Annotated in this window: 17 protein-coding genes; 8 read left to right on the top strand and 9 right to left on the bottom strand. The window is 55.3% G+C overall.

Features of this window, described 5'->3' with window-relative positions:
• Nucleotides 1–206 precede the first annotated feature (206 nt).
• Complete coding sequence (locus tag JZ655_RS10070; protein ID WP_207293726.1) at nucleotides 207–1,622, bottom strand: aminotransferase-like domain-containing protein; 1,416 nt, start codon at nucleotides 1,620–1,622, stop codon at nucleotides 207–209.
• Nucleotides 1,623–1,735: 113 nt separating this feature from the next.
• Entirely contained in the window at nucleotides 1,736–1,921 is a 186-nt protein-coding gene (ymcF, locus tag JZ655_RS10065) for a cold shock small protein YmcF (protein ID WP_046885369.1), read from the bottom strand.
• Nucleotides 1,922–2,333: 412 nt separating this feature from the next.
• Between ymcF and JZ655_RS10060 the strand changes: the two genes are divergently transcribed.
• From JZ655_RS10060 to JZ655_RS10040, 5 genes are all read left to right on the top strand, one after another.
• Nucleotides 2,334–3,359: an LLM class flavin-dependent oxidoreductase gene (locus tag JZ655_RS10060; RefSeq protein WP_207293725.1), complete on the top strand. Its 1,026-nt coding sequence runs from the start codon at nucleotides 2,334–2,336 to the stop codon at nucleotides 3,357–3,359.
• 160 nt (nucleotides 3,360–3,519) lie between these two features.
• On the top strand, nucleotides 3,520–4,926 hold the full coding sequence (locus tag JZ655_RS10055) for a cytochrome ubiquinol oxidase subunit I (protein WP_207293724.1): 1,407 nt from the start codon (nucleotides 3,520–3,522) through the stop codon (nucleotides 4,924–4,926).
• On the top strand, nucleotides 4,926–5,936 hold the full coding sequence (gene cydB, locus JZ655_RS10050) for a cytochrome d ubiquinol oxidase subunit II (RefSeq protein WP_207293723.1): 1,011 nt from the start codon (nucleotides 4,926–4,928) through the stop codon (nucleotides 5,934–5,936). Before JZ655_RS10055 ends, cydB begins: the two co-directional genes overlap by 1 nt.
• Nucleotides 5,936–6,064, top strand: a complete 129-nt coding sequence (locus JZ655_RS10045; RefSeq protein ID WP_207293722.1) for a DUF2474 domain-containing protein — start codon at nucleotides 5,936–5,938, stop codon at nucleotides 6,062–6,064. The genes cydB and JZ655_RS10045 overlap by 1 nt, the downstream gene beginning before the upstream one ends.
• A 126-nt stretch (nucleotides 6,065–6,190) precedes the next feature.
• Nucleotides 6,191–6,421: a DUF2554 family protein gene (locus tag JZ655_RS10040; protein ID WP_207293721.1), complete on the top strand. Its 231-nt coding sequence runs from the start codon at nucleotides 6,191–6,193 to the stop codon at nucleotides 6,419–6,421.
• On the opposite strand, the gene JZ655_RS10035 is transcribed toward JZ655_RS10040, so the two are convergent.
• Nucleotides 6,422–8,386, bottom strand: a complete 1,965-nt coding sequence (locus tag JZ655_RS10035; RefSeq protein ID WP_207293720.1) for a peptidase U32 family protein — start codon at nucleotides 8,384–8,386, stop codon at nucleotides 6,422–6,424.
• Nucleotides 8,387–8,466: 80 nt separating this feature from the next.
• Nucleotides 8,467–8,994: a helix-turn-helix domain-containing protein gene (locus JZ655_RS10030; protein ID WP_207293719.1), complete on the bottom strand. Its 528-nt coding sequence runs from the start codon at nucleotides 8,992–8,994 to the stop codon at nucleotides 8,467–8,469.
• Nucleotides 8,995–9,083: 89 nt separating this feature from the next.
• On the opposite strand from JZ655_RS10030, the gene JZ655_RS10025 reads away from it, so the two are divergent.
• Nucleotides 9,084–10,250, top strand: a complete 1,167-nt coding sequence (locus JZ655_RS10025) for a benzoate/H(+) symporter BenE family transporter (protein ID WP_207293718.1) — start codon at nucleotides 9,084–9,086, stop codon at nucleotides 10,248–10,250.
• Here the strand turns inward: JZ655_RS10025 and JZ655_RS10020 are convergent.
• A complete protein-coding gene (locus tag JZ655_RS10020; protein ID WP_207293717.1) occupies nucleotides 10,230–11,102 on the bottom strand; it encodes a helix-turn-helix transcriptional regulator in 873 nt (290 codons plus the stop codon). The two genes, JZ655_RS10025 and JZ655_RS10020, sit on opposite strands and share 21 nt — an antisense overlap.
• A 208-nt stretch (nucleotides 11,103–11,310) precedes the next feature.
• Between JZ655_RS10020 and JZ655_RS10015 the strand changes: the two genes are divergently transcribed.
• Complete coding sequence (locus JZ655_RS10015; RefSeq protein WP_207293716.1) at nucleotides 11,311–12,207, top strand: DMT family transporter; 897 nt, start codon at nucleotides 11,311–11,313, stop codon at nucleotides 12,205–12,207.
• 35 nt (nucleotides 12,208–12,242) lie between these two features.
• On the opposite strand, the gene JZ655_RS10010 is transcribed toward JZ655_RS10015, so the two are convergent.
• Both JZ655_RS10010 and JZ655_RS10005 read right to left on the bottom strand, forming a co-directional pair.
• Nucleotides 12,243–12,917, bottom strand: a complete 675-nt coding sequence (locus tag JZ655_RS10010; protein ID WP_207293715.1) for a DUF3313 domain-containing protein — start codon at nucleotides 12,915–12,917, stop codon at nucleotides 12,243–12,245.
• 139 nt (nucleotides 12,918–13,056) lie between these two features.
• Nucleotides 13,057–14,649 carry an ABC transporter substrate-binding protein gene (locus JZ655_RS10005; RefSeq protein ID WP_040075542.1) on the bottom strand — a complete coding sequence of 531 codons (1,593 nt, stop codon included), beginning with the start codon at nucleotides 14,647–14,649 and terminating at the stop codon, nucleotides 13,057–13,059.
• 110 nt (nucleotides 14,650–14,759) lie between these two features.
• Between JZ655_RS10005 and pepT the strand changes: the two genes are divergently transcribed.
• Nucleotides 14,760–15,989: a peptidase T gene (gene pepT, locus JZ655_RS10000; RefSeq protein ID WP_207293714.1), complete on the top strand. Its 1,230-nt coding sequence runs from the start codon at nucleotides 14,760–14,762 to the stop codon at nucleotides 15,987–15,989.
• Here pepT and tehB read toward each other — a convergent pair.
• The gene (tehB, locus tag JZ655_RS09995; protein ID WP_207293713.1) at nucleotides 15,986–16,582 is read right to left on the bottom strand and encodes a tellurite resistance methyltransferase TehB; all 597 of its coding nucleotides are present in this window, start codon (nucleotides 16,580–16,582) and stop codon (nucleotides 15,986–15,988) included. The two genes, pepT and tehB, sit on opposite strands and share 4 nt — an antisense overlap.
• A complete protein-coding gene (gene tehA / locus JZ655_RS09990) occupies nucleotides 16,579–17,583 on the bottom strand; it encodes a dicarboxylate transporter/tellurite-resistance protein TehA (protein WP_207293712.1) in 1,005 nt (334 codons plus the stop codon). Before tehA ends, tehB begins: the two co-directional genes overlap by 4 nt.
• Nucleotides 17,584–17,655: the final 72 nt, after the last annotated feature.

Genomic DNA, 17,655 nt, shown 5'->3' with positions numbered 1-17,655 from the left:
CGCGCGAATGCGGCGCACCCGGCACGCTGTAGATATTTCATCAGGTTGTGACCGAGGGCGCATTCCCCGTTAACTGGATTATAGACAAGGAGTTAGCGCTGACGCGCGGTATGCAAATTTCCTATGACAGCGAAAAGTAAAACGCCGCGAATTTATCGCGGCGAGGAGAGATGAAGATGAATAAACCCGGCAGTGCGGAGAGAAAATTAATTCGGAGACAGCATAGCGCGGATTAATTTCGCCAGCTGAATAACTGCCTGCTCTTCGCGCTCCCCCCATGCCCACGAGGTGTTAAACCGGAAAAACGGGGTCCAGGCATCGGAGGTCGAAAACATTTTGCCTGGCGCAATGCTGATGTGGTGGCGCAGGGCCTGCTCACTGAGTTTACCGGCATCCAGCGTCGGGGGCAGTTCCAGCCATAAAAAGTAACCGCTGTCGCTGTGGTGAATAACCACCTCGGCAGGCAGATGACGTAATAGCGATTGCCAGGCCTGCTGTTTGCGTTCAGCCAGTGTGCGGCGAAGCCGGCGCAGATGGGCGTCGTAACGCCGGGTCGCCAGGTAATCTACCAGCGCCAGCTGCATGGGCGAACTGGTCGACAAGGTGCTCATTAACTGCAGTTGCTGAATACGGCGGGCATGTTTGCCTGCCGCCACCCAGCCAAGACGAAACCCGGCCACCAGACATTTCGAAAATGACGAACAGTGCAGCGTCATGTCGTTGCTGTCCCACGCCTTCGCCGGCAGCGGCTTTTCCCGACCGTAGTACAGTTCGCTATAGACGTCGTCTTCAATCAGGGTGACGTTATGCTGGGTTAATAGCGCCACCAGCCGCGCTTTTTTTTCTGCGCTGAGCGTAAATCCCAGCGGATTCTGGCTATTGGTCATTAACCAGCAAGCTTTCACCGGATAGTCGTTCAACGCCTGTTCCAGCGCCTGAAGATCTATCCCATCGCGCACATCCGTCGCCACCGACAGTGCTTTAAGTTTTAACCGCTCCAGTGCCTGAAGAGCGCCGTAAAAACAGGGATTTTCAACAATGACCCAGTCGCCCGGCTCGGTCACGGCCTGCAGGCTGAGGTTTAGCGCCTCCAGCGCTCCGGCGGTGATCACTATCTCCTCCGGGGAGATGTTCATCCCCTGCTGGGCATAGCGGCGGGCAATGGCATGGCGCAGATCGCTGTTTCCGGGGGGGAGGTTTTCAATCACGCTCATGGCGGTGGCCGTTTTGCTGACGTTCGCCAGCGAGCGGTTGAGTTGTTGCAGTGGAAAGAGTCGCGGATCGGGAAAGGCAGAGGCGAAGGGAACGACGGACGGGTCGCGGCTGGCCTGCAACACATCGAAAATATAGGTATTAATGTCCACGGCTTCGTCGCGCATCACTTGCGCAGGGGGCGCAGGCTGCTGGCCCATCGGCCGTGCGGCGACGTAATAACCTGATTGCGGACGGGCAACGATGCGGCCCTGACTTTCCAGCATCTGATAGGCATGGCCAACGGTCATAAAGCTCATGCCGCTGCTGACCACTTGCTCTCGCAGCGAGGGCAATTTATCGCCGGGTTGCCAGACACCCAACTCGATCTGCGAAATGATTTGCTGCGCCAGGCGCTGATATTTTTTCATCGTTCTCTCCTTGCTGCGAAACACTCTATATCAGCAGGAGAAAAAAGGAAGAATTAATGAACTGTTATGGTTACGAGAGGGGGAAAAGCCGGGCGTGACGGCGCCGCGGGCAATTACTTACGCAGTTCAAAAGGGACGCGCTGCGCGTGCTGTGATACGGCAATATGGTCAAACGTCATCATGGCCGACTTGCAGAAGATGCACTTGGCACCCATCGGGTTTTTTGATGAGACGTCGAAAACCGACGTGCGGTATTGCGAACCATGGCAGCATGGGCAACGAAAATGAATGTTAGTCATGAAAATCTCCAGAACGTTAAACGTTATAAACTAATGGGCCTTTAAGGCAATAAGGGTCTGAGACAAAACTAATCAGAGCGTAAAGAAAAAACCCAGGAGAGGCTGTGGAGAGGCACAACGTGATGAGAGATGCTTTAAGAAACTGCTACGATATCTTTTGGATTTCAAACCGAAGAGCCATTAACGCATGGTTGCAGTAATGTTGCAAGCTATTTTTTTAACTAAAGAAATTCCCTCCAGCAGCGCAGCCACGCTCGTCATGATAATCGTCTCCCACCTGGCCTTATTCAAATTATTTGAAAAGTTATGTTAAACAAATGGCATTTATTCTCATCTACTTAGGGGTAAAGTAAAGATCAATTCCGGCGGGTAGTCGCCTGTCGATGACACCTTTAACCAGGATACCCCTGTCATGAAAAAGATTGGATTTTTGTCTTTTGGTCACTGGACTCCCTCTCCGCAGTCCGGTACCCGCTCTGCCGCCGACGCGCTGTTGCAGTCCATCGATCTGGCTGTCGCAGCGGAGGAACTGGGAGCCGATGGCGCCTATTTCCGGGTGCATCATTTTGCCCGTCAGCTCGCCTCCCCCTTCCCGCTGCTGGCTGCAATTGGCGCAAAGACCCAGCGAATCGAGATAGGTACCGGCGTTATCGACATGCGCTATGAAAATCCCCTCTATATGGCGGAGGATGCGGGTGCGGCCGATCTCATTTCGGGTGGGCGGCTTCAGTTAGGTATCAGCCGTGGATCTCCGGAACAGGTCATAGATGGCTGGCGCTACTTTGGCTATGTCCCTGCCGAAGGCGAGAACGAGTCAGACATGGCGCGTCATCATACCGAGGTGCTGCTGGATGTCCTGCGTGGAGAGGGCTTTGCGAAGCCAAATCCGCAGCCGATGTTCCCTAACCCACCGGGCCTGCTGCGCCTGGAACCCCATTCCGAAGGGTTGCGCGAGCGAATCTGGTGGGGCGCAGGATCGAATGCGACGGCGGAGTGGGCAGCGAAGCTGGGAATGAATCTGCAAAGTTCGACGTTAAAAGACGACGAGACCGGCGAGCCATTCCATATTCAACAGGCAAAACAGATTCGTGCCTACCGCGAGGCCTGGGCTGCAGCCGGCCATACTCGCACGCCGCGCGTCTCGGTTAGCCGCAGTATATTTGCCCTGATGAATCAGCAGGATCGCGCCTATTTCGGTGCCAGCCGCAACGAAAGCGACAGCGTGGGCTATCTGGATGAGAAAACCCGCGCTATTTTCGGACGCAGCTACGCCGCTGAGCCGGATAAGCTGATCGAACAGCTTAAACAGGACGAAGCCATCGCTGAAGCGGATACGTTATTACTGACCGTACCGAATCAGCTGGGCGTGGAGTATAACGTGCATGTTATTGAGTCCATACTGAAGCATGTTGCGCCGGGGATGGGCTGGCGGGATTAAGTCTCTAACGGGGCGAGAGCCCCGTTACTTGACCTATAACAGAACCATAAAAATCGTTAACGGCATCAACTGTTATAGGTAAATTTCCCTTTTCTGCGTCTGATACTTCTCATCATCCCGCTATACCCTGTCTGCACAACGATTGACTTTGAGGTTGTGCATGTTTGGTTTAGATGCGTTTCACCTGGCAAGGATCCAGTTTGCTTTTACGGTCTCCTTCCACATTATTTTCCCGGCGATCACCATCGGGCTCGCCAGCTATCTGGCGGTTCTGGAGGGATTATGGCTAAAAACCAAAAATCCGGTCTGGCGCTCGCTTTATCATTTCTGGTCGAAGATCTTTGCCGTTAATTTTGGCATGGGCGTGGTCTCCGGCCTGGTCATGGCTTATCAGTTTGGCACTAACTGGAGCGGCTTTTCTCAGTTCGCTGGCAGTATTACCGGCCCCCTCCTCACTTATGAAGTGCTGACTGCCTTCTTCCTCGAAGCCGGGTTCCTCGGGGTGATGCTCTTTGGCTGGAAGAAAGTCGGGCCTGGGCTGCACTTTTTCTCAACCTGTATGGTGGCGCTGGGCACGCTGATCTCCACCTTCTGGATCCTCGCCTCCAACAGCTGGATGCAGACGCCGCAGGGCCATGAAATCATCAACGGCGTGGTCGTTCCGGTAGACTGGTTCGCCGTCGTATTTAACCCCTCTTTCCCCTATCGCCTGCTACACATGTCGATTGCCGCCTTCCTGAGCAGCGCGCTATTCGTGGGTGCTTCGGCGGCCTGGCATCTGCTGCGCGGCAATAACACGCCGGCGATTCGCAAAATGTTCTCCATGGCACTGTGGATGACGCTCATTGTCGCTCCGCTGCAGGCCATGATTGGCGATATGCACGGTCTCAACACCCTGAAATATCAGCCTGCGAAAATAGCCGCTATCGAAGGACACTGGGAAAACCTGCCAGGCGAACCGACGCCACTGCTGCTGTTTGGTCTGCCCGATATGGAGCAGGAGCGCACCCGCTATGGTCTGGCGATCCCAGCCCTGGGCAGCCTGAGCCTGACCCACAGTCTGGATAAGCAAGTTCCGGCCCTGAAAGAGTTCCCGAAAGCGGATCGTCCTAATTCCACCCTGGTGTTCTGGTCATTTCGCATCATGGCCGGGCTGGGCATGTTAATGCTCACCCTCGGTGCCATCGCCCTGTGGCTGCGCTACCGAAAACGGCTTTATCAATCCCGGCCATTCCTGTGGTTTGCCTTGCTGATGGGGCCGTCAGGCCTGATCGCCATCCTGGCCGGTTGGGTGACGACTGAGGTTGGCCGTCAACCCTGGGTGGTGTATGGCCTGCAGCGCACCGAAGATGCGGTCTCTGCACATGGCGACCTGCATATGAGCGTCAGCCTGCTGGCCTTTATCCTCGTCTACACCTCGGTGTTTGGCGTGGGTTACAGCTACATGGTACGCCTGATCAAAAAAGGGCCGCAGGATGACGAAACCTTCCCGAGCGAAACCGATGGCCGCCCCGCGCGTCCGCTTTCAGCCGCCAGTACAGCATTTGATACAAAGGAGACACCATAATGGGTATCGATCTCTCCCTGATCTGGTTTGTCATTATCGTCTTTGCCACCCTGATGTATATCGTGATGGATGGCTTTGACCTGGGGATTGGCATTCTTTTTCCCGCCGTGCGCGATCCGGACGATCGCGACGTGATGGTCAACACCGTCGCCCCGGTCTGGGATGGCAATGAAACCTGGCTGGTCCTCGGCGGTGCTGCGCTGTTTGGTGCTTTCCCGCTGGCCTACGCGGTCATCATCGATGCGCTCACCATTCCTTTGACGCTGATGCTCATCGGGCTGATTTTTCGCGGTGTGGCCTTTGAGTTTCGGTTTAAAGCGCCCCCTGCCCACCGGCCATTCTGGGATAAAGCCTTTATCGGCGGTTCGCTGCTTGCCACTTTCACCCAGGGGATTGTGGTCGGCGCGGTAATCAATGGCTTTCCGGTTACCCATCGCGCCTACAGCGGCGGCCCCTTTGACTGGTTCACCCCTTTTAATCTTTTCTGCGGTCTGGGGCTAATAGTGGCGTATGCGTTGTTAGGTGCCAGCTGGCTGGTGATGAAAAGTGAAAACCCGCTGCAGCAACGGATGCGGCAGCTCTCCAGACGCCTGCTGATGGCGCTGCTGGGGGTGATCGCTATCATCAGTCTCTGGACCCCGCTGGCACACGCGGCCATTGCTGACCGCTGGTTTACGCTACCGAATCTTTTCTTCCTGCTGCCCGTGCCGGTGTTAGTGGCGGCGCTGAGCCTCTGGCAATGGCGCTGCCTGCATAATCCGCGCAGCCATACGCTGCCGTTCGTCCTGACCTTAGGGCTGGTCTTTCTCGGCTTCAGTGGGCTTGGGATCAGCATCTGGCCACATCTCATTCCGCCTTCTATCACTCTCTGGCAGGCCGCCGCGCCGGCGCAAAGCCAGGGCTTTATGCTGGTGGGGGCGCTCCTCATTATCCCGATAATCCTTGTCTACACTTTCTGGAGCTACTACGTATTTCGTGGGAAGGTACAACCCGGGGAGGGATATCACTGATGCAGCAATCTGTCTGGAAACGCCTGTTCTGGCTGGCCGTTATCTGGGGTGGCAGCGTACTGGCACTGGTGCTGGTGGGGATGTTTTTCCGCCTGCTGATGACTGCCGCCGGATTCAAATCGCACTGAAAAAAGCCCTCTGCGGAGGGCTTTGCACGAATCCTGACAAATCCTTGCCTGGATTTGAAGAGTTGAATAATAACCTGAAGGAACTATCGGCATCATAGCCCGGAAACGTAAACCGATGGTGGCCTGATGTATACAAAAACGTTATCGATTGTGATGCTGACCTGCGCCCTCTTCTCCGGCCAGTTAATGGCCGGGCATAAAGGGCATGAGTATTATTGGGTAAAGAGTGTCGAACATCAGCTGCGTAATGAAGCCGACAGCGATGAACTACGGGCCGTGGCACAAGAGTCTGCCGAGGGGCTGCGCGAACATCAGCACTGGCAGAAGTCACGCAAACCCGACACCCATTTTCGTTAATTACACGCCCTTGCGTTTCGGCAGGGTTTTCATCAACTCGTCCGGGCTGACTGAGGCCACAATGCTGCCCGGCTGCGGCATTGTGAAGATGTGATTCTTCATTTTGCCGATCACGTGCATCTCGCAGGGGCGGCAGTCGAACTTCAGGGTCAGAACCTCGTCGCCATTCACCAGCTGCATCGGGGTCGCTTTCCAGCTCTTGATATTGCCCTTCGCCTGTTTCGGGCAGAGGTTAAAGGCAAAACGCAGGCAGTGCTTGGTGATCATCACCGGCACGTCGCCCTTCTCTTCATGCGCCTCATAGGCTGCGTCAATTAGCTCAACGCCATAACGCTGATAAAATGCCCGCGCCTTGTGGTTATAGACGTTAGCCAGGAAGCTGAGATGGGTATCCGGATAGACCGGCGGCGGCACCGAGACGGGCTTACGGCTGCCGCGGGGGTAGCTTGCCAGACGCGCCGCGTCGAGCTTATCTGCCGTCTCACGGCGGAACTGGTTCAGCAGGCTGTTAGGCACAAAAAGGGCATCCGCCAGGTTGATCTCGATATTGCGCGCGTAGTAGATAGTCTGGCCCAGTTTCGCCACGCCATCCTTAAGGTTGCTCAGCGCCTTCTCGCGATGGGTTGCCACATCGAACTGCCCGTCCAGCGTATGGGTAACAGTCACCCCCTCTTCGCTGGTCATAGTCAGAATCAACTGTTCTTCCCAGCCGCCCAGTTCAATATCCACCGCCACGCGGCGCTCGCTGGAGGTTTTCAGCAGCGCCTGCTGCCAGTTATGGTCCAGGTTACGGTTTAACGGGGTATTCGGACGGATTTTGTGCAGATCGGCCGGCATTTCATTCGGCCAGACGCGATAGCGGTTTTCACCCGTTTTTTCCACCGTATTAGCGCGAAAGCCCACGACTTCACGTTTGATCATCACATTCAGACCATCGCCGTTCGCCAGCGGCTCGGTCACTTCCACGTCCAGGTGTTGTTTCGATACCTTCAGCACCTCACCCACCGGCAGGCCGATAAATTTCGGCGAGTCAAACGCGCCGATATCACCTTTGCGCGCATTCACGAAGTAGTCTGTGCTACCGCGGTGGAACGTCTTATCGGTAGAAGGAATAAAGAAGTGCTCGGTACGGCCGGACGAGGCGCGCGCCAGATCGCCGCGATCGTCAATAATGGCGTCGAGCATCTGACGATAGTGCGCGGTGATATTCTTAACGTAGCTCATGTCTTTGTAGCGCCCTTCAATTTTGAAGGAGCGCACCCCCGCGTCGATCAGCGCCGCCAGGTTTGCCGTCTGGTCGTTATCTTTCATCGACAGCAGATGCTTTTCAAAGGCAACAACGCGCCCCTGATCGTCTTTCAGGGTATACGGCAGGCGGCAGGCTTGCGAGCAGTCACCCCGGTTGGCGCTGCGCCCGGTCTGCGCGTGGGAGATGTTGCACTGACCTGAATAGGCCACGCAGAGGGCACCGTGAATAAAGAATTCAATGGTGGCGTCGGTGGCCTGGTGGATCTCACGGATCTGATTCAGGTTCAGCTCGCGCGCCAGGACAATCTGGCTAAAGCCGGCATCAGAGAGAAATTTCGCTTTTTCGACGCTACGGATGTCGCACTGGGTACTGGCATGCAGTTCAATCGGCGGGATATCCAGTTCCATTACGCCCATATCCTGCACAATCAGCGCATCCACGCCGGTCTGGTACAGGTCGGCGATCATGCGTTGCGCCGGCTCCAGCTCATCATCATGAAGTATGGTGTTCAGGGTCACAAACACCTTCGCCCCGTAGCGATGGGCGAATGGCACCAGCTCGGCGATATCGCGCAGGCTGTTGCTGGCATTATGGCGAGCGCCAAAACCCGGGCCGCCGATATAGACCGCATCGGCACCGTGAAGAATCGCTTCACGGGCAATAGCGGCGTCACGAGCCGGGCTCAAAAGTTCAAGATGATGGGATTGCAGGCGCATACTTCGTCGTTATCCGTTATGGTCAAAATGGCGGCTATTGTAGTCAGAAGTCTGCGGCAACGGAATCGTTTTGCGTAGGTTTAGCGGGGATAATGGATAAGCGAGTGAAAGTGCACCTGCTGCTCGCTGCTGTTGCGGTAGGCGTGCGGTTTATCGCCCGCAAAACGGACGCCGGTATCCGGGAGAATACGCCGCCATTCGCCGTCGATTTTCATCTCCAGTTCGCCGCTGATCACCACAACATGCTCCACTACGCCCGCCTCATGCGGCGTGGATTCACTGCAGGCGCCCGGGGCCAGGGTGATGGAAAAGTGGTCATATTTCAGTTCATCATCCCAGGGAAACAACGGTTTAATCACCATCGCCTGGTGCTGTGGGTCGAATACCGGCTGCGCTTCGGCCTCCGGGCTAATAAAAGTCGAAAACGGGACATTCAGGCCGGTGGCGATTTTCCACAGGGTCGAGACCGTCGGACTGGATTCGTTGCGCTCCACCTGACCGAGCATCGCCTTCGATACGCCGGTCTCTTCCGCCAGTCTGGAGAGACTCCAGCCTCGCGCCTGGCGTAATGTTTTCAGTGTTGTAGCAAGATGTTGCGTGATGTCCATAACCCCTCCCGTTGGCCCGAGTGTACCACTTGTATGCTATAGCGCACAGTGATACATTCCCCGTATGTTATAACGCACAAGGAGCCGCCATGCGGGCCGTTTCTCTCACATTTCCCACGGTGTTATCCGGCTTCGTTGCCGTGCTGGTCGGCTATGCCAGCTCTGCCGCCATCATCTGGCAGGCAGCTGCGGCGGCGGGGGCAACGCCAACGCAAATCGCAGGCTGGATGACCGCACTGGGAATGGGGATGGGGATCAGCACCCTGCTCCTCTCGTGGTGGTATAAAGCCCCGGTGCTCACCGCCTGGTCGACCCCGGGCGCCGCGCTGCTGGCGACCAGCCTGCAGGGGGTGACCTTAGCGGAAACCATCGGCATTTTTATCTTTGCCAATGCGCTCATCTTACTCTGCGGTGTCACCGGATTATTTGCCCGTCTGATGAAAATCATCCCCCACTCGCTGGCCGCCGCCATGCTGGCCGGGGTCCTGCTGCGCTTTGGCCTGCAGGCCTTCAGCAATATGGACGGGCATCTGGTGCTCTGTGGCAGCATGTTGCTGGCGTGGCTGGCGGCAAAGGCTGTGGCTCCACGCTATGCCATTGTCGCTACGCTGCTGGTGGGCGCAGCGGTAGCAGGACTTAATGGTGACGTTGTCACAGAAAAGTTAACTCTGACGCTGGTGATGCCCCAGTTCATTGCCCCCTCTTTCACGCTGACAACCTTGATCAGCATCGGAATCCCTTTTTTCCTTGTGACCATGGCCTCGCAGAACGCGCCGGGGTTCGCCACCCTGAAAGCATCTGGATACCCGGTTGCCGTCTCGCCGCTAATCATTGCCACCGGCGGCCTGGCGTTGCTGCTCGCACCCTTGGGCGTCTACTCGATTTGCATTGCCGCGATCACCGCCGCGATCTGTCAAAGTCCGGATGCCCATCCCGATCCTGACAAACGCTGGCTGGCCGCCGCTGCCGCAGGCGTTTTTTATCTGCTGGCGGGGGTGTTCGGCGGGTCGATCACCGGCGTCATGGCGGCGCTGCCGCTAAGCTGGATCCAGACGCTGGCTGGGCTGGCGCTGCTGGGCACCATTAGCGGGAGCCTCTATCAGGCCCTGCACAACGAGCGGGAACGTGATGCGGCTATCGTGACCTTTCTGCTAACGGCAAGCGGCGTCACGCTGGGCGGTATTGGTTCGGCGTTCTGGGGGCTGGTGGCAGGCGGGGTGTGTTATCTGGTGCTGTTACGCCCGCGCCGCGCGTAGTTGCGAGGGCGTCATTCCCATAACGCTGCGAAAGCGATTACTGAAGTGGCTGGCAGAGCTAAAACCGCAGGCCAGCGCAATCTCCGTCAGGGGAAGCTGGGTAGAGGTGACCAGCCTTCTGGCCTTATCCATCCGGCGCTGCATCACATACTGATGCGGTGCCATCTGCATCGACTGGCGGAACATGCGCGCGAAGTGGTACTCACTCAGGCTCGCCTGGGTAGCCAGATCCGCCAGGGTTAATGCGGCAGCCAGGTTCTCTTCAATATAACTGAGTACATTGCGCAGCGTAAAAGGTGATAACCCCCCGGTGACGTTGGGGAGCCGCCACTGCACATTGCTGTAATGCTGTACCAGATGGGTGAGCAACAGCGTGGAGGCGCTGCTCAGGGTTAGCTGATTCGCCTTTTGCCCCCAGTCGCAGCCCAGAATGAAGTGGCGATAGAGCGCGGTAATTTTTTCGTCGTCACCAAACAGGTTTTCATCCAGGGTAAAGCCATACGGACTTTTGTCCCAGATCTTTTCACCCACCTCGCGCAGATGGGCATCGGTGCAATACAGATGCACAAAAGATAAGTCATCGCGAATATCCCAGCTCGACTCACTCTCTTTTGGCATCAGGCAAAAGCGGTCCGGCCCGCCGCCGTTTTTCCACCCGGCCGAGGTTTTGTGGTAACTCTCGTAGCCGTCGGCCACGTACAGACTCAGAGTGTGGTGATCGCAATACTGGGTGATGGTATCGCGTTTGTTGGACCAGGCCGCCAGTTGGATCCCCGAATTGAGCGCAACAGCGTTATGCAGCACCGCTTTATGTCTGCGCAGATTTTCAAAGGCACCGTACATCTCAGCCATATCGCCCAACACTCCCGTTAACCAGAGCTCATCAGTTTAAAAAGAACGTAGTACCAGTGCCACCCCTCACTTCGCTATGGCGATAAAAAAGCGCAAGAATTTGCAAGTCTTGCGCAAGGCGGTGCAAGCCGCCCAGGACCGCAAGCCGCATACTCAGGCCATTACAGACAACGAAGAGAGCCGTTGATGTCAGGCTCGGAGAGAGAATATGAACGCACTATTATACGGTCTGGTGGTCATCATTTGGGGAACAACCTGGATTGCGATCTATTTACAGCAAGGGCCCGTTGCGGCGCCCGTCTCTATTTTTTGGCGCTTTGCCGTCGCGACCGCCACCATCATGCTCGTTTTGCTGGCGCTGCGACGCCTGCGTAAAATTCACCTGCGCGACCACCTGTTCTGTCTATTACAGGGCTGCTGCGTCTTTTGTTTTAATTTCTGGTGTTTCTATACCGCCGCCTCCTATATCAATACCGGCCTGGAGTCGGTCATTTTCTCAATGGCGGTACTCTATAACGCGCTGAATAGTTATCTGTTTTTTGGTCAGCGCCCGCCTGCACGCTTTTACCTGGCGGCGGCGATGGGCCTGCTCGGTATTATCACCCTCTTCTGGAGCGATCTCATCGCCAGCGGCTGGAATGCAGGTCTCCTCTTCGGTATCGCCCTGTCGGCGCTGGGTACCTACGGTTTCTCGCTGGGGAATATGATCAGTTTACGTCATCAGCGTAACGGGCTCGAGACCATGACCACCAACGCCTGGGCGATGCTGTATGGCACACTGGTTATGGGCGCGATTGCACTCATTCGCGGGGATAGCTTCGCACCCGAGTGGACGCTGAGCTATATGGGCGCGCTGCTTTATCTGGCGCTGTTTGGCTCGGTGATTGCTTTTGGTGCCTATTTCACTCTGGTTGGGCGTATTGGCGCGGGCAAAGCGGCTTACAGCACCTTGCTGTTCCCGCTGGTGGCGTTGTCATTTTCAACGGTCTATGAGGGATATATCTGGCATGCGAATGCGATTGCGGGCTTACTGTTGATCTTAACCGGAAACCTGGTGATGTTTGCGAAATCAGAAACCTGGTTCAGACGCCCACGGCTGGCGTAAAAATTCCGGCCTGCGTGCAGGCCGGAAGAGAGGCATTATTTCATCGTTTTGTGAACATCAAACATGGTGGCGTCTGTCGCCATGTCGTCCACCACCTGTTTCAACGTCGCCAGCGTCATTGGCGACTTCTCATTATTGAGCTCTTTACCCTCGCCCATACGCACTACCTTAATGACCGGTTTATTGGTCTGCGCGTCAATCAGCTCGCCTTCAAAGAAGAGATGCGTATCCATGGTGCGGTGGCCGCTGGCCATTTGCGTACCGGCAATCACCAGCGCCACAGGGACCACTTCATAGAACTGCAGCCCCTCTTTCTGCGAGCTAACACCGGTAATGGCGCCGCGGAAGATCAGACTATGCGCGCCAGGCTTGGTCACAATAGGTTTCCGCTGACCAATTGCCGTTTTCATTTTGGTATTGGTATACGCCAGAATATCATCCAGCGCGCGTTGACCTACCTGCGTGGTGGGTTTTGGCGTTGGATAATAGGTGATTGGCGTCCAGATAATGCTGTCATATTTAGATTTGTCGTAAGCAGGATCGACCCAGCGCAGGGTGGGTTTACCCGATGCGGAGGTGGTTTGCTGAAGGCCGGAGTAGTCTTTTAAAAAGCCTGAATATTGATTAGGTTCTGCCACTTTTGATGCACAACCTGTCAACATGAGCAGGCCAGAGAGCGCTGCAACTTTGAATAAAGTTTTGGTACGCATAATGGGTATGTCCCTGTGGATTGTAGATATGCAATTCAAGTTATAGCAAAACTATTAATCACGCGTTGTGACAAAAAAAGGGGACGGAATGTATTTCGGAAAAAAACTGCCCGCCAGGGCGACAGGCAGTTTGTTTGGGTTACTTAATATCTACTTGCCAGAATAAATGTTTGCCGAAAGGATCAATTTCGTAACCTGTAACCTCTTTACGTACGGGTTCGAATATTGTTGAGTGGGCAATCATGACCGCAGGCATCTGGTCGTGCATCATCTGTTGCGCCTCTTTATACAGCGCCGCGCGTTTACCCTGATCGGTGATCGTTTTTGCTTCAGCAATGATTTTATCAAAGGGCTGATAACACCATTTCGCCGAGTTCGATCCCCCGTTTGCAGAGGTACAGGTAAAGAGTGGCCCGAAGAAGTTATCCGGATCGCCGGTCGCGGTGGTCCAGCCCATCAGCGCCGCCTGATGCTCTCCGCTCTTCACCCGCTTCAGGTATTCGCCCCATTCGTAAGTGACGATTTTGGTCTGCACGCCAATTTTCGCCCAGTCGGCCTGAATCATTTCGGCCATCCGTTTCGCATTCGGGTTATAGGGGCGCTGTACCGGCATAGCCCATAAATCGATAGTCACACCGTTAGCAAAACCGGCCTCTTTCAGGAGCGCCTTCGCTTTTTCAGGGTCGTAGTCGTAATCTTTCAGTTCGCTATCTGCGCTCCAGACGCCCGGCGGCAGCAGGTTTTTCGCGGCGGTGCCGGTACCGTGGAAGACCGCGTCGATAATCGCCGGTTTGTTGATCGCCATGGCCAGCGCCTGACGCACCTTCAGATTATCCAGCGGCGCTTTTTGTGTATTGAAGGCCAGGAAGCCGGTATTCAGCCCCGCCTTACTCATCAGGTTAAGATCTTTGTTGGCTTTCATTCGCGGCAGGTCGGCGGGGTTCGGGAAAGGCATTACCTGACATTCGCCCTTTTCCAGCTTTGCGAACCGCACGGAGGCATCCGGAGTGATGCTAAAGATCAATCGATCGAGCTTCGCTTTACCCTGCCAGTATTCCGGGAAGGCAGTGAACAGGATGCGGGAGTCTTTCTGGTACTGCGCCAGTTTAAACGGCCCGGTACCGATTGGATTCATATCGACCTTCTCAGGGGTACCGGCTTTTAACATCGCATCGGCATACTCTGCCGACAAGATTGAGGCGAAATACCAGGCCAGATCGGCTACAAACGGCGCTTCCGGGTGCGCCAGGGTAAAGCGTACCGTGTTATCGTCAACGCGATCGATGGCGGTAATCAGTGTGCCAAATTCCAGACTTTCAAAGTTGGAATAGCTGCCGTTAGAGACGTTGTGATAGGGATGTTTCGCATCTTTTTGCCGCATGAATGAAAAAATCACGTCATCCGCATTAAAGTCGCGCGTTGGGGTAAAGAATTTGTTGCTCTGGAATTTCACCCCTTTGCGTAAATGGAAGGTGTAAACCTTGCCATCATCGCTCACGTCCCAGCTTTCAGCGAGGCTCGGTACCAGCTCGGTGGTACCGGGTTTGAAATCGACCAGACGGTTATAGACCGGCACCGCGCTGGCGTCCACGCTGGTACCCGAGGTATAGAGTTGCGGATTAAAGTTCTCAGGAGAGCCTTCAGAACAGTAAACCAGCGTTTTGGCGGCAACGGTGGAACTGACCGTCAGCGCGGCCAGGGCCAGAGCTAAAGTTGTGAGCTTGCTTTTCATCACGTTTTCCTGTCTTTTAATTCGACGGCTAATCATTCTTTTGCCATTTCATAAATAACATTAAAGTGACCATGCAAACACCTGATAATACGAATAAAGAAGGATTCACTATGGCTTCGACGCTATCCAGACAATTAACCCATCGCTTTTTTCGCTATCTCGCCATCACCAGCCAGAGCGATGCTCAAATAAAAACCCTCCCCTCTACGCCAGGCCAACATGACATGGCGCGCGAACTGGCGAAGGAGCTGGAATCACTGGGTCTGGATGAGATTGTGATCGATGAATTTGCTACCGTTACCGCGGTAAAAAAAGGGAATGTGCCAGGCGCTCCGCGCATTGGTTTTATTACCCATATTGATACCGTAGACGTCGGATTATCACCGGATATTCATCCACAAATATTAACTTTTAAGGGTGAAGATCTCTGTCTGAATAAAGTGAAAGATATTTGGCTGCGGGTCGATGAGCATCCTGAAATACGGGCTTACCCGAATGAAGAGATTATTTTTAGCGACGGCACCAGCGTGCTGGGGGCAGATAATAAAGCCGCCGTCACCGTGGTGATGACCCTGCTGGAGAACCTTACCGCTGAACATGCGCATGGCGATATCGTGGTCGCCTTCGTGCCGGATGAAGAGATTGGACTATTAGGGGCCAAAGCCCTGGATCTGAAACGCTTCGACGTGGATTTCGCCTGGACCATTGACTGCTGCGAGATCGGCGAGATCGTCTACGAGAACTTTAACGCCGCCACGGCGGAAATCCGCTTTACCGGCGTAACCGCGCATCCGATGTCGGCGAAGGGGGTGCTGGTGAACCCGCTGCTGATGGCCATGGATTACATCAACCATTTCGATCGCCAGCAAACGCCAGAGTGCACCGAAGGACGGGAAGGTTACATCTGGTTCCAGGGGATGCAGGCCGGACAGAACGAAGCCATTCTGAAGGCGAATATCCGCGACTTCGACCAGCAGAGCTTTGCTGCCCGTAAGGCGCAAATTGCCGACGTAGCCGAGAAAATTGCGGCTCAACACCCCACCGCACGGGTGAGCTGGCATATCGAAGAGACCTACAGCAATATCAGCAATGCGTTGGGTGACGACCGTCGCGCCATTGACCTGATGTTTGCGGCGATGGAGAGCCTGGGCATTACGCCGAAACCGACGCCAATGCGCGGCGGTACCGACGGCGCTGCGCTCTCCGCCAAAGGGCTGCTGACCCCGAACTTCTTCACCGGCGCGCATAACTTCCACTCGAAGTTCGAGTTCTTGCCGCTGTCGTCGTTCGAGGCCTCTTACAACACGGCGCTGCAAATCTGCCTGATGGCGGCCCGTTAAGCCGGTTTGCGCGCCAGCATAGTAGCAAAACGCAATTTAATGCGATTCCCCTCGGCGTCGGTGCGGTGTAGCTCACCGACGTCTTCGTTATATTTCAGCAGATCCCAGCCCGCATAATACGCACTCAGCTCCCCGCTTTTAAAGGCAAACGGGAAGCCCACCGTGCAGGGGTAATCGTCGGTGTCCATCGCGGCCACGATCAGGTTGTACCCACCCGGTTTGGTGCACTCCTGCATGTTGGCAATCAGACCCGGAATGGTCTTCGCTTCCAGGAACATCATCACCACGGTTGAGAGGATAAAATCGTATTCGCCGTCAAAGCGCAGGGTGTTGAGATCCTTGATGGCCGTCTGCAGCGTTGTGATGCCCTCTTTGACTTTGATGCTTTCGATGTTGCTAATGCCGGCCGGATTTTTGTCCCAGGCGGTGACATCGAAACCGTTCGCAGCCAGGTAAAGACTATTGCGTCCGTTACCACAGCCGAGGTCGAGTGTTTTACCCGGTTTGACAATCCCGGCGCTGTACAGCACCTCTGAATGGGTGCGGGTCAGGCCATATTTTTCGGTGAAGTAGTTCTCATCAATCACAGTCATTTTTTTTCCTCAGTCTGCATCAGTAAGGCTTTGTCTGTACGAATTAACAGCTTGCCCTGCATCAGCAGAATAAATGTGCGAACCAGTAACAGCGCGATTATCGCGTTGGTGAAAATAAACAGCGGAATAGCAATAACGTGGAACAGTCCGGTACTACTGCTCTGCCCCAGATGCAGGCCGGTGGTGGCGAGCGCCGAAACGCCGAACGAGAAGCTCCAGAACGAGGCATTAAAGGGTTGCGACAAATACCAGGGCATCAGGCGCAGCATAAACAGCAGTTGCAGCAGGCCGTAGCCGAACAACATTTTGGCAAAGGTATCTGCTTCGCCGCCGTTCACGCTAAACCAGGCGCTACAGGCCACCAGCGCGGGGGCAAGCTGGATGCCAAGCGAAGTGCGTAACGCCTGGGGCAGCTCTCCGGCGCTGCGCAGGCGTTGCAAAATGACCGGCTCAAGACTCAGCCACGAGAAGACACCTGCCCCCAAAAACAGCAGCCCGGCATCGTGAAAACCCAGGGCTCCGCAGCCCATCGCGCTGATGAAGTTATTGGCCACCGTGGGCAGATACAGCCCCGGCGTGGTGGCCTCCTCCGGATGGCGTCCGCGCCACAACCCGGCGCTCTGCCAGGCGGCGTAGCTGAGTTGCACCACTACACCGATGCTAAACAGCACCAGCGCCAACGGGCGATACCAGGGCACCACACCAATTGACACCAGTAGCGTAGTGGCGGGAAAGAGGCTGACGAAACTGCTCATCACCGGATGGCGCATCTCCGTCAGCACGCTTTGCGGGAAGCGCACCGCACGGGTCATAAACGCCACCGTCAGCAGCAGCCAGAGGGTTATCGCCAGCCCCACGAGGATCTCCCCCGGCCAGCGCGTTACAGGCCAGATTGTTCCGGCATAACGCCAGGCGAAACCCATGCCGATGATCCCCAGCACCATGCCGTAATAGCCGGAGGGTAAGTTAAGAACTTGTTCAAATTTGTTAGTTTTATACATTTATTTTAAATTATAAAGTATATTTGAAATGCTATTTTAAGGGGTTTCATTTGTGGATGCCACTCTTTCGAT

Origin of the sequence: Leclercia pneumoniae, assembly GCF_017348915.1 — a bacterium.
GTDB classification, from domain to species: domain Bacteria; phylum Pseudomonadota; class Gammaproteobacteria; order Enterobacterales; family Enterobacteriaceae; genus Enterobacter; species Enterobacter pneumoniae.
The sequence above is the reverse complement of the archived record's forward strand: the minus strand, read 5'-3'. Positions and strand labels throughout refer to the sequence as shown.

Excerpts from the sequence above, each read along its gene's own strand:
- JZ655_RS10010 (WP_207293715.1), bottom strand. The coding sequence starts at position 12,917 with ATGCGTACCAAAACTTTATTCAAAGTTGCAGCGCTCTCTGGCCTGCTC.
- cydB (WP_207293723.1), top strand. The coding sequence starts at position 4,926 with ATGGGTATCGATCTCTCCCTGATCTGGTTTGTCATTATCGTCTTTGCC.
- pepT (WP_207293714.1), top strand. The coding sequence starts at position 14,760 with ATGGCTTCGACGCTATCCAGACAATTAACCCATCGCTTTTTTCGCTAT.
- JZ655_RS10055 (WP_207293724.1), top strand. The coding sequence starts at position 3,520 with ATGTTTGGTTTAGATGCGTTTCACCTGGCAAGGATCCAGTTTGCTTTT.
- tehA (WP_207293712.1), bottom strand. The coding sequence starts at position 17,583 with ATGTATAAAACTAACAAATTTGAACAAGTTCTTAACTTACCCTCCGGC.
- JZ655_RS10020 (WP_207293717.1), bottom strand. The coding sequence starts at position 11,102 with ATGGCTGAGATGTACGGTGCCTTTGAAAATCTGCGCAGACATAAAGCG.
- JZ655_RS10030 (WP_207293719.1), bottom strand. The coding sequence starts at position 8,994 with ATGGACATCACGCAACATCTTGCTACAACACTGAAAACATTACGCCAG.
- tehB (WP_207293713.1), bottom strand. The coding sequence starts at position 16,582 with ATGACTGTGATTGATGAGAACTACTTCACCGAAAAATATGGCCTGACC.
- JZ655_RS10005 (WP_040075542.1), bottom strand. The coding sequence starts at position 14,649 with ATGAAAAGCAAGCTCACAACTTTAGCTCTGGCCCTGGCCGCGCTGACG.
- JZ655_RS10045 (WP_207293722.1), top strand. The coding sequence starts at position 5,936 with ATGCAGCAATCTGTCTGGAAACGCCTGTTCTGGCTGGCCGTTATCTGG.
- JZ655_RS10025 (WP_207293718.1), top strand. The coding sequence starts at position 9,084 with ATGCGGGCCGTTTCTCTCACATTTCCCACGGTGTTATCCGGCTTCGTT.
- JZ655_RS10040 (WP_207293721.1), top strand. The coding sequence starts at position 6,191 with ATGTATACAAAAACGTTATCGATTGTGATGCTGACCTGCGCCCTCTTC.
- JZ655_RS10070 (WP_207293726.1), bottom strand. The coding sequence starts at position 1,622 with ATGAAAAAATATCAGCGCCTGGCGCAGCAAATCATTTCGCAGATCGAG.
- JZ655_RS10060 (WP_207293725.1), top strand. The coding sequence starts at position 2,334 with ATGAAAAAGATTGGATTTTTGTCTTTTGGTCACTGGACTCCCTCTCCG.
- ymcF (WP_046885369.1), bottom strand. The coding sequence starts at position 1,921 with ATGACTAACATTCATTTTCGTTGCCCATGCTGCCATGGTTCGCAATAC.
- JZ655_RS10015 (WP_207293716.1), top strand. The coding sequence starts at position 11,311 with ATGAACGCACTATTATACGGTCTGGTGGTCATCATTTGGGGAACAACC.
- JZ655_RS10035 (WP_207293720.1), bottom strand. The coding sequence starts at position 8,386 with ATGCGCCTGCAATCCCATCATCTTGAACTTTTGAGCCCGGCTCGTGAC.